Source organism: Rhizobium altiplani, from assembly GCF_001542405.1.
Classification (GTDB): domain Bacteria; phylum Pseudomonadota; class Alphaproteobacteria; order Rhizobiales; family Rhizobiaceae; genus Rhizobium; species Rhizobium altiplani.
In genome coordinates this window covers 64,818-74,892 of sequence record NZ_LNCD01000137.1, presented here as the reverse complement: position 1 = coordinate 74,892, position 10,075 = coordinate 64,818, and the positions used below count along the sequence as shown (strand labels likewise).

At 61.1% G+C, this 10,075-nt stretch carries 11 protein-coding genes and 1 pseudogene; 4 read left to right on the top strand and 8 right to left on the bottom strand.

The features are described from left to right. Positions 1-10: 10 nt before the first annotated feature. Positions 11-959 (bottom strand): IS630 family transposase gene (locus AS026_RS40750; protein ID WP_100248221.1). Its coding sequence is split into 2 segments (ribosomal slippage): positions 11-622 and positions 624-959, totalling 948 coding nucleotides; the frame shifts between segments, so codons are not numbered across the junction. Between the two features lie 87 nt (positions 960-1,046). Between AS026_RS40750 and AS026_RS44710 the strand changes: the two are divergent. Beyond that, positions 1,047-1,148: pseudogene (locus tag AS026_RS44710) on the top strand (cupin domain-containing protein); the annotation flags it as partial. On the opposite strand, the gene yddG reads toward AS026_RS44710, so the two are convergent. Together yddG and AS026_RS33355 are read right to left on the bottom strand one after the other, a co-directional pair. Beyond that, a complete protein-coding gene (yddG, locus tag AS026_RS33360) occupies positions 1,145-2,038 on the bottom strand; it encodes an aromatic amino acid exporter YddG (RefSeq protein WP_062374834.1) in 894 nt (297 codons plus the stop codon). The pseudogene AS026_RS44710 and the gene yddG sit on opposite strands and share 4 nt — an antisense overlap. A gap of 30 nt (positions 2,039-2,068) precedes the next feature. Next, a complete protein-coding gene (locus AS026_RS33355; protein ID WP_025661874.1) occupies positions 2,069-2,845 on the bottom strand; it encodes a DUF3108 domain-containing protein in 777 nt (258 codons plus the stop codon). Between the two features lie 238 nt (positions 2,846-3,083). On the opposite strand from AS026_RS33355, the gene rpmB reads away from it, so the two are divergent. Together rpmB and AS026_RS33345 are read left to right on the top strand one after the other, a co-directional pair. After that, complete coding sequence (gene rpmB / locus AS026_RS33350; protein ID WP_024316182.1) at positions 3,084-3,380, top strand: 50S ribosomal protein L28; 297 nt, start codon at positions 3,084-3,086, stop codon at positions 3,378-3,380. 115 nt (positions 3,381-3,495) lie between these two features. After that, a complete protein-coding gene (locus AS026_RS33345; RefSeq protein ID WP_025661873.1) occupies positions 3,496-4,131 on the top strand; it encodes a queuosine precursor transporter in 636 nt (211 codons plus the stop codon). A 138-nt stretch (positions 4,132-4,269) separates the two neighbouring features. Here the strand turns inward: AS026_RS33345 and AS026_RS33340 are convergent, their stop codons facing one another. The 4 genes from AS026_RS33340 to AS026_RS33325 form a co-directional block, all read right to left on the bottom strand. Continuing rightward, the gene (locus tag AS026_RS33340; RefSeq protein WP_025661872.1) at positions 4,270-5,301 is read right to left on the bottom strand and encodes an esterase-like activity of phytase family protein; all 1,032 of its coding nucleotides are present in this window, start codon (positions 5,299-5,301) and stop codon (positions 4,270-4,272) included. A 21-nt stretch (positions 5,302-5,322) separates the two neighbouring features. After that, on the bottom strand, positions 5,323-7,224 hold the full coding sequence (gene cobT / locus AS026_RS33335) for a cobaltochelatase subunit CobT (RefSeq protein ID WP_025661871.1): 1,902 nt from the start codon (positions 7,222-7,224) through the stop codon (positions 5,323-5,325). A gap of 12 nt (positions 7,225-7,236) precedes the next feature. Beyond that, positions 7,237-8,229 carry a cobaltochelatase subunit CobS gene (gene cobS, locus AS026_RS33330; RefSeq protein WP_018857765.1) on the bottom strand — a complete coding sequence of 331 codons (993 nt, stop codon included), beginning with the start codon at positions 8,227-8,229 and terminating at the stop codon, positions 7,237-7,239. Positions 8,230-8,541: 312 nt separating this feature from the next. Next, the gene (locus AS026_RS33325; protein ID WP_018857764.1) at positions 8,542-9,153 is read right to left on the bottom strand and encodes a J domain-containing protein; all 612 of its coding nucleotides are present in this window, start codon (positions 9,151-9,153) and stop codon (positions 8,542-8,544) included. Positions 9,154-9,253: 100 nt separating this feature from the next. On the opposite strand from AS026_RS33325, the gene AS026_RS33320 reads away from it, so the two are divergent. Continuing rightward, complete coding sequence (locus AS026_RS33320; protein WP_025661870.1) at positions 9,254-9,535, top strand: BolA family protein; 282 nt, start codon at positions 9,254-9,256, stop codon at positions 9,533-9,535. Positions 9,536-9,590: 55 nt separating this feature from the next. Here the strand turns inward: AS026_RS33320 and AS026_RS33315 are convergent, their stop codons facing one another. Next, on the bottom strand, positions 9,591-10,070 hold the full coding sequence (locus tag AS026_RS33315; protein ID WP_062374849.1) for a DUF2938 domain-containing protein: 480 nt from the start codon (positions 10,068-10,070) through the stop codon (positions 9,591-9,593). Positions 10,071-10,075: the final 5 nt, after the last annotated feature.

The following is a 10,075-nucleotide window of genomic DNA, read 5'->3' as shown; positions in this document are numbered from 1 at the left end:
CTAGAGCCTTTCATGTTTTGACGGAAGCGTAGCCGGCATTTGAGAAGTAGTTGGCGCATTCCTCTGGCTTTATGGTGTCGGCGAGTAAGCCCAGGTGGCGCCACGTTTCCTCGATGGTTCGCTTTTGAGCCTGGCGCATCCAGTGCTTGATCTTGGCGAAGGCTTGCTCGATCGGATTAAGGTCGGGGGAATATTTCGGCAGGAACCATAGCCTGGCGCCGACGGCCCTGATGGCATCGCGGATGGCCTTGGCTTTGTGAGAGCCGAGATTATCGAGGATGACGATGTCGCCAGGTTTGAGGGTCGGGATCAACTGCTGGCGGACATAGGCGTGGAAGCATTCGCCATTAATGGGACCGTCGAAGACGCAGGGCGCAGTGAGCTTGTCGCAGCGGAGGGCGCCGAGGAAGGTCAGGGTGCGCCAGCGGCCATGCGGGGCAAAGCCGCGCAATCTTTTGCCCCTCGGCCCCCACCCGCGTAACGGCGCCATGTTGGTGCGGATCCAGGTCTCGTCGATGAAGACGAGCCGCTTCGGATCGAAGCGGTCTTGCCAGGCTTTCCAGCGGGCTCTGCGCCGGGCAATGTCGACGCGGCCCTGCTCAAGGGCGAACAGCGTTTTTTTTAAAGCTCAAGCCCTCGCGGCGCATAAACTGCCAGATGGCATTGTGGGAGACGCTCACGCCGCGGGCGGCCAACTCATCCTTCAGCCGATGTAGCGTCAGATGTGATGTCTGCTCGATCTGCTCGACGATGAAGGCGCGGTGCGGCTCTAGCACACGTCGGCGATGGCCGCCCATCTTGCCGGGCGACACACTACCGGTGGTCCGATAACGCTGCGACCACTTCACCACGGATGAGACAGCTATGTCGAACCGCTCCGCCACCACCCGGCAGCTCTGACCGTCCACAACCGCTGCAACGACTCGCTCACGAAGATCATTCGAATAGGGTCGCGTCATGGATGCTGGCCTCCATTCCAGCATCCATGATGAATCACAAATCTGCTGATTTGGGAATCCCGCACCGATTCCGATAAGCAATGATCCGCTCTAGTCGGATGCACGGTTGCGCCCGGCTTCGAATTCGCATCCTTCGAAATGGCACCGCCGGACTGGAAGCCCGGCGGATTAGAGCCTTTCAGCGTCTAGGCTATTGCGCCTTGCTCAACCATCGTGGCCTTGCGGCGAAACATCTCGTTTGCCGCAAGCACGGCACCGCCTGTCACGAGCACGCAGGCGAGCGCGATCCGCCAGCTCGGCTCGGCAAAGCCGAACAGCGTGAGGTTGAGGGTCGAGAGAAGCGGCGCGGCATAGCTTGCGGCACCCAGGATCTGGATATCGCCGTTCTTGACACCGTAGTCCCACGCATAAAAAGCCGCTCCCACAGGAAAGAGCCCGAGGCCAACCACCGCGATCCACTGCAACGCCGTTTCCGGCCAGACGGTTGTCTCGAGCCCGAGATGGCAAATGAGCGACAGGATCGAGGTCGCGATGCAGAAGCCGGTGACGACGTCGGTCGAGACCGCATCGAACCGCCGTGTCAGCAGCGAATAGCCCGACCATGTGAAGGCGCAGAGGAAAGCCGCTCCATAGCCGACGGCATAGGCGCCATCGAAATTGATGCCGTTGCGTCCGACGATCAGGAAGGTGCCGCAGAGACCGGCCAACGCCCCAGCCACATGATACCAGCGCAGTCGTTCGCCCGGCAGCAGCGCCGATCCGACGACGATCAAGAGCGGCCAGAGATAGGCAATCAGCCCGGCTTCGACGGCCGGGGCGTTTCTGATGGCCGTGAAATAGAGGAAATGATACCCGAACAGGCCGGCGATCCCTGTCACCCAGACCTTGGCCGGCTGCTTGAGCAGCGCCAGGCGCGAAGGATTGAGGAGCAGCACGACGATGCCGGGAATGCTGCCGATGGCAAAGCAGATAGCCGATAGCTGGAACGGCGGCATGGTGCCTGATGCAGCTGTCAACAGCGCCAGGATCGACCACATGAGAATGGCCGTAAAGCCGATTAGCGTTGCCCGAAGCTTCACCTGTCCCCCTTCACGGAGGCCCCTGCTCCGTCAGCTTGCACCGTACTTTACAGCGGTGATCGTCACCGGTCCGTATTGCGTCGGAATACGAACATAAACAGGAGCATATACATTTGCCGCGTCTGACTTGGCAAACCAGATTTCCATCCGGCTGCTCTTGCTCAGATAATCGATATCCTTCCGCCCCTTCTTGTAGCCGGAGCGAGGGACGAACCGCACACTGCAGACGGTCGCCTTGCCGTTGAAACCCGTGGTCGAGAAATTCTGGGCACCCTTCGGCGAGAGCACGAGATCCATGCGCATCTCGCCGTCATAGATCGGCAGCTTCTGCGCGCAGACATTGGCATCTGCGGGGAAGATCAGACCCGAGATCGGATCGAGGACCGAGCGCATGTCGCTTGCCGGTACGTTGACCCAGTTGTTCGGAGGCTTTCGGGGCGGCTTCACCGTCGTCGAGGTGATATTGCCGTTGCTGTAGCGCACCTCGTATGTCCGGGCGCGCTTGCCGCTCTTGTAGTAGAGATAGTAGCGGGACGCCTGCAGTCGGTCGCCGCGCAGAACGCCGTCGACGCTCGTCTTGGCGGAGATATTGGTAACGAGATCGGCAAGGCCGGCCGAGCTGATGTCACCCGACACCTGGTAGCTCTTGTCGTCCTCGATCTTCGTCAGGAAGGCGGCGCGCGCAATCGTCAGAATACCGAGCGAGACCCTGTATTCCGTCCGATGCACGATCTCGCTCGCGCTGGCCGGAATGGCCATCAGCGCCGCGACCCCGGAAACAATAATGCGTTTGCCCAGATGAGCCATGAAATGAACCTTATTCAAGCGGCTGGTAAAGCCGTTCATCACGGTCTATACGCCTGTGTCACGACGAAGCAAACACAAGCTTTTTGACAGAATTGCGGGAAACGCCAAGGTTTGGCTTGACGCACGCGGCCTGTCTGACTATAGAACCGCAACTTTCCAATCATGGCCTGTTGGATTGGTAGCCCGATTTTGCGCGGGTCCGCAACCGATGGCCGAGAAAAACAAGAATAGGTGTTCCATGTCCCGCATGTGCGAATTGACCGGCAAGGCAGTCCTGACTGGTAACAATGTCAGCCATGCCAACAACAAGACTAAGCGCCGGTTCCTCCCGAACCTGTGCCAGGTTACGCTGATCTCCGACGCGCTCGGCCAGCGTTATCGTCTTCGCGTTTCGGCTGCTGCTCTTCGTTCCGTCGAGCATCGCGGCGGTCTCGATGCCTTCCTGCTGAAGGCAAGCGAAAATGAACTGTCGATGCGCGCTCGTCTGCTGCGTCGCCAGATCGTCAAGAAGACTGCCGAAGCTGCTGCTGCGTAAGCTTCGACCGCTTCTTCTTCATACGGCTTCAAAAGGCTTGCACGGATAATATCCGGACAAGCCTTTTGCTTTGCCGATTGTTCCTCGAACTGGTGGCATACCCCAGGATAAAAAAATGCTGACGACTCGCTCTACGCTGATCTATGTCGCACTGATGACGCTGGTCGTCGTCGCCTCGAACTTCCTCGTCCAGTTCCCGCTGCATGCCGAGCTCGCCGGCATCAACCTGGCCGACATCCTGACCTGGGGCGCCTTTACCTATCCGGTCGCCTTCCTCATCACCGATCTGACCAACCGCCAGTTCGGCCCGCGGGCTGCCCGCAAGGTTGTCTTTGCCGGCTTCGTCGTTGGCGTGACGCTGTCCTTCTATACCTCGGTTCCGCGTATCGCGATCGCCTCCGGCTCGGCCTACCTCGCTGGGCAGTTGCTCGATATCTCGGTCTTCAACCGCCTGCGCCGGCAGGCCTGGTGGCGCGCACCGCTCGTCGGTTCGCTCATCGGGTCGATGCTGGACACGGTGATTTTCTTCTCCTTCGCCTTTGCGGCCTTCTTCGTCTTCCTCGGCCCGAACGATCCCTTCGCGCTTGAATCGGCGCCAATCCTCGGCGTCTTTTCCGCTGCGGCACCGCGCTGGATTTCCTGGGCGATTGGCGATTTCTCGGTAAAAATGATCGTCGGCCTCGTGATGCTGCTGCCCTATGGCGCACTGATGAACGTGCTGCGCCCGATGCAGGCCGCACGCGCCAACTAAAAAGCCCGAAGCCACTATCTCGGACGGACGACGGAGCCGATGCTCCGCCGTTTTGCGTTCGAGCCCACGGAAACTCGCTGAACGATTGGCTATTTTGCGGTTACGCTGCTTCCAGTGATCGGCGACTGATGCCAGGTTTCAATTCTGTAAGCGAGCCGTGTCGCCGGCTCGCGGTTCCACCAACCGGAACTCCAGCATCAGATTTCGCTGCAGGATGGAGTGATTGTCATCGGAGACGATCACCACATGCGTGGTGCCGTCTTCGGCTGCGAAGGCATCCAGACCTTCCATATTGTCGATCTGGTAGCTGAAGTCGCCCTCCAGCAATATCTCTCCGTCCATGACGACGCCCGGGCGGATGTCGGCCGCCTTGATGCGGCGAATGCGCATTCCGATACCTTCGGCCATGTTGAAACGGCGCTCCAGGAGCAGGAGATCACCATTCGGCAGGAAGGCTCCGTCCGTCGCGTCGAAATCGCCATAGTGAGCGAGCGACAGGCGTCCCTTCTGCGGCCCGTCCAAGATCGCTGCATAGGCATTCCCGTCGGCATCCAGGCTGCGTTCCGCGACGATCAATGTGCCCCCTTTCAGAACGCTGTCGACGGGCGCAACGGCGATCGTCTCGAAGCCGCGATTCCCCCGCAGCGATTTCTTGGGAAAGGGAATCGGAAGGGCATCGATCGCACGCGATGTCTCGAAACCCGGATCGGGATAGACATCGACGCGATGATCCTGCTCGAAGGAAACGAGGATCCGGTCGCCATGCAGCGTCAGGCCCTCGGCATCCATATACCCCTTGCCTTCGAAGCTGCGCCCCAGGCGGTTCTTCATCGGCGTGATGGCGACTTCGGCGAGACCCGACAGGCGTCCCTGCGGATCGCGTTCGATATGGCCCGTCATCCAGTGACCGGTGTCCAGCACGCCGACGAAATGCGTCTTGTCCGATCGAAACCGGATCGACGACAGAGAGCCGAACAGTCGCTGCGGCGAGACCATTTCCAGCCCGCCGAGAAACTCGAGCGAGCCGAACTTGATCTCATCGGAGCCGATCTTGAATTCGGTGATGACGCGACTGCGGACCTCGACGTCGCCCTCGGCAAGCGCCGCCGACATGAGAGCCGCCAGCCCGAAAGCAATTGACATCAGGCTGGCGAAGGGCTTCCGGAGCATCCAGAAAGCGTCCTTTCGCGGTTAACCGGCGCGGCGGAGGCGACCGCCCCGCGGCTGGGCGGTCTTATCTTCAAACAGCGACGCAAGCTGCTCGGTCATGGCACCGGCCAGCTCGTCAGCATCGACGATCGTTACGGCGCGCCTGTAATAGCGCGTCACGTCATGGCCGATGCCGATTGCAAGCAGCTCTACCGGTGAGCGCGTCTCAATCCGGTCGATGACGGCACGCAGATGTCGCTCCAGGTAGTTGCCCGGATTGACCGACAGCGTCGAGTCATCCACCGGCGCACCGTCGGAGATCATCATCAGGATCTTGCGCTGCTCACGGCGGCCGATCAGGCGGTTATGCGCCCACATAAGCGCTTCGCCGTCGATGTTCTCCTTGAGCAACCCTTCGCGCATCATCAGGCCGAGATTGGGCCGCGCGCGACGCCAGGGCGCGTCGGCCGACTTGTAGATGATATGCCGCAGATCGTTGAGACGGCCCGGCGTCTGCGGCTTGCCGCTGGCAAGCCACTTCTCGCGCGCCTGTCCGCCCTTCCAGGCCTTCGTCGTGAAGCCCAGGATCTCGACCTTGACGCCGCAACGCTCCAGCGTGCGGGCCAGGATATCGGCGCAGGTGGCGGCAACCGTGATCGGACGGCCGCGCATCGAGCCCGAGTTGTCGATCAGAAGCGTCACCACCGTATCGCGGAACTGCGTGTCGCGCTCCATCTTGAAGGAGAGCGCCTGCATCGGGTCGATGATCATGCGCGTTAGGCGTGCCGGGTCGAGATAGCCTTCCTCGAGATCGAAATCCCAGGAACGGTTCTGCTGCGCCATCAGGCGGCGTTGCAGGCGGTTGGCCAGTCGACCGACCGCGCCCTGCAGGTGCGCAAGCTGCTTGTCGAGGAAGGCCCGCAGGCGCTCGAGCTCGGCCGCGTCGCAAAGCTCTTCGGCGGTAATCGTCTCATCGAACTCCTCGGTGAAGACGTGGTAGTCCACCTTCTCGTTGAAGTCGTCGAAGGGCGTGTTCGGACGGCGGGTCTCGCCCGGCGTCTCGGAATCTTCCTCGCCTTCTTCCTGCATGTCGTCGTCGGAGATCTCGGCGCCTTCGGTCTCGCCGTCCTCCATCTGCTCGTCGGCGACCTCGCTGTCCTCTACGGGCGCGGCATCCGAACCCGCATCGTCATCGACCTCGTCCTGATCCTGCTCGTCGCCGTTCGGCTGGTCTTCCTGCTCCGAATCATCGTCGGACTCTGGCTGACTGTCGTCGTCACCGTACTCTTCCGCCATTTCCATGGCGGAGAGCATGTGGCGGATCACCTTGGAAAAGGCCTGCTGGTCGCCGATGACGGAGGGAAGGTCGTCGAGGTCGGACCCAGCCTTCTCCTCGATGAACGAGCGCCAGAGATCGAGCACTTTGCCGGCGGAGGCTGGCGGCTTCTCGCCCGTCAGCTTCTCACGCACCATCATGGCCATCGCTTCGCCGATCGGCGCGTCTTCCTGCCGCTCGATGCCGGAGAAATTCGCCTTGGAGTATTTCTCGTCGGTCATCGTCCGGAGATTCGTGGCCACGCCTTCCATCCGCAGCGCACCGATCGATTCCACGCGCGCCTGCTCGACGGCGTCGAAGATTGCCCGCGCGTCGGAGCCTTGCGGGGCCATCGTCGCATGAACCTTGTCGTCGTGGCATGCGAGCCGCAGCGCCATCGAGTCGCCGAGACCGCGCGTAATCGCCAGCTCACGCATGGTCGGGCGCTTGGAAAGCTCCGGCAGACGGATCCTTTCGGCCGTCATTCCAGGACGTTCATTGGCGAAGGTCACCTCGACGTCGCCGTCGCCGGCGATCGCGCGCACACTGCCGGTTATCGCCCGGCGCAACGGCTCGACGTCGACAGGCGAGCCGGGCTTTGCTTTCGAATTGTCACCGCGAGCAGCCATGATCGGTCGGCCTTAGGCCTCCAGGACGATGTTGGCAGCGCTTTCCTTCAGCTCGACGCCGAAGGCGCGCTGGTAATGCTCGGCAACCAACGGACGCTCCAGCTCGTCGCACTTGTTGAGGAAGGTGGTGCGGAAAGCGAAGGCGATGTCACCGAAAATCTCGGCATTCTCGGCCCAGGTGATAACCGTACGCGGGCTCATGACGGTCGACAGGTCACCGTTCATGAAGGAAGCGCGGGTCAGATCGGCGACGCGCACCATCTTGGAGACAAGATCGCGACCTTCCTTGTTCTTCCCGAAGCTCTTCACCTTTGAAGCGACGATGTTCACTTCATGGTCGTGCGGCAGGTAGTTCAGTGTGGTGACGATCGACCAGCGGTCCATCTGCGCCTGGTTGATCTGCTGCGTGCCGTGATAGAGGCCGGTCGTGTCACCAAGACCAATCGTGTTTGCCGTCGCAAACAGGCGAAAGGCCGGGTGAGGACGGATGACACGGCTCTGGTCGAGCAGCGTCAGGCGGCCGGACGATTCCAGCACGCGCTGGATGACGAACATGACGTCAGGGCGGCCGGCATCGTATTCGTCAAAGACGAGCGCGACATTGTGCTGGTATGCCCAGGGCAGGATGCCGTCCTTGAATTCGGTGACCTGCAGGCCGTCCTTGAGCACGATTGCGTCCTTGCCGACGAGGTCGATACGGCTGACATGGCTGTCGAGGTTGATACGCACGCAGGGCCAGTTGAGGCGGGCGGCGACCTGTTCGATGTGCGAGGACTTACCCGTGCCGTGATAGCCTGAAATCATCACGCGTCGGTTATGGGCGAAGCCGGCAAGAATGGCGAGCGTCGTCTCGCGGTCGAAGAGATAGTCGGGGTCGAGGTCCGGAACATAGGCGCTGCCCTGGCTGTAGGCCGGCACGCGAATGTCGGAATCGATACCAAAGACCTCCCTGACCGAAACGGTGGTGTCCGGAAGCTCCGAAATATCAAGGTCAATCTTGCTCATCATGTCTCCAAGGCGGGTGCCCGACACCCGACCATACTGTCTCAGCCCATTTCGCAACCATGACGCCGCAGTTTACCCCGCGCTCGTTCATGTCGGAACGTCGGCGATGCTTCTCCGGGACTGAAACGAAACCTCGGGGGCGATAATCTACCGCTAGCGAGCATTCTTGAACAAAGTCCCGGACAAGAAACGCCGCGCCCGGAAGTGGCCGAGGCGCCTGTGGGACAAACGCAGAAACTTATGCCGCGGTTGCCTGCGGCCTCAGCCGATTTGGGACCATACCTGATTGAAGACCAAGAGCAAGGACGGGAATTAACAAAAACCGTTCTGCTTCAATAATTGATAGGCCTGGATGACGGCGCGGAAGCGTTCCTCCGAGCCGCGGTCGCCGCCATTGGCGTCGGGATGGTGCTTCTTGACCAGTTCCTTGTAGCGGCTCTTGATCTCAGAGGAGGTGGCGCTGGCATCAAGCCCCATCGTGTCGAAGGCCTTGGCTTCCAGGCTTTTCAGCTTGCGCTGCTCGGGAAAGCGCGGGCCGCTCCCCTTTGTGCCGTTGACGAAGCCGAAGGGATCGCGCACCCGGTAGGAGCCCGAGCGCATATCGGAGTGCAGCGGGCTGTTCTTGGCGGCCTTGTTGACGCCGACCGTCCAGGTCGGGCGATGCCCTGTTATCGCTTCCTTCTGGTAGCGCGCAATCTCGCCGTCGGAAAGGCCGGAGAAGTAGTTGTAGCCCTTGTTGTATTCCTTGACGTGCTCGAAGCAGAACAGGAAGAACTGTCCCTCGGCATTGCGTCCGACGGGAGCGCGATGCACGCCTTTTTTGTCGCAGCCATCCCACTGACAGGCAGGGGGTGCCTGTTCGGTTTCCTGCTCGCGTTTGCGGCGGGTGCGGATGCGGTCGAAATATTTGGAATCGAGTCTCATGACGGCGCTAATTATGGGCCTGCGAAGAGGCGACAACAAGAATTGACAAACCGGAATGTTGCTGGCTTGGTGGGAACCTTTTTCGCAAAGCAACGAGACCATGAAACTGCAGACCCGCATCGAAGAAAAGCTGACCGCCGCGTTCGCGCCGGAGCGCCTCAGCGTCATCAACGAAAGCCATCTTCATGCGGGCCATCAGCCTGACATGACGGGCACCGGCGAGACCCATATCCGGGTGCGCATCGTATCCGCCAAGTTTGCCGGCATGCCGCGACTGGCGCGGCACCGTGCGATCACGGAGCTTCTGAAGCCAGAACTGGATGCCGGATTGCATGCACTCGCCGTCGAACCGGCAGCCCCTGGGGAGCCGGTGCGCTGGTAGGCGGCTGCGTGAATATAGGAACTGGGCGGCGCTCTCCCAAGGGCGCCGCAAAGACTTAGCGGATGAGAAGCGCCGTGCCGTAGAGCCCGAGCGCAAAGAAGGTATGCGCAACGAGATTGAGAACGCGCACCTTGTTCGGATTGGGCGTCTTGGAGGCCGCCACTCCGAGCCCCATGCCCGGCTGCATCAGGAACCAGCCGGCGCCGACGGTGACGATGGCGAAGATCCAGGCAGGCAGGAAAGTCGGCGTATCGAGCCAGGCGGAGCCGACGATCAGCACCAGCAGCAGACCGTAGATAATGCCGACGGCATAATGGCCAATCCAGCCGAGCGCCCGCTCGTGCCGATAGGGTTCGGCGGCATTGATGTCGCCGTGAAAGACGCGGCCCTTGGCCACTTCCTTGAACCAGCGCCCGGCCGGCGCCCAATTCGGCAGCCCGCCACCAGACGTGACGCCGTAGAGCACGGTCCAGATATCCATGAGCGCGGTCGCGCCGATACCGATGATCACAGAGCGCCAGATAATATCAAGCATGTGAA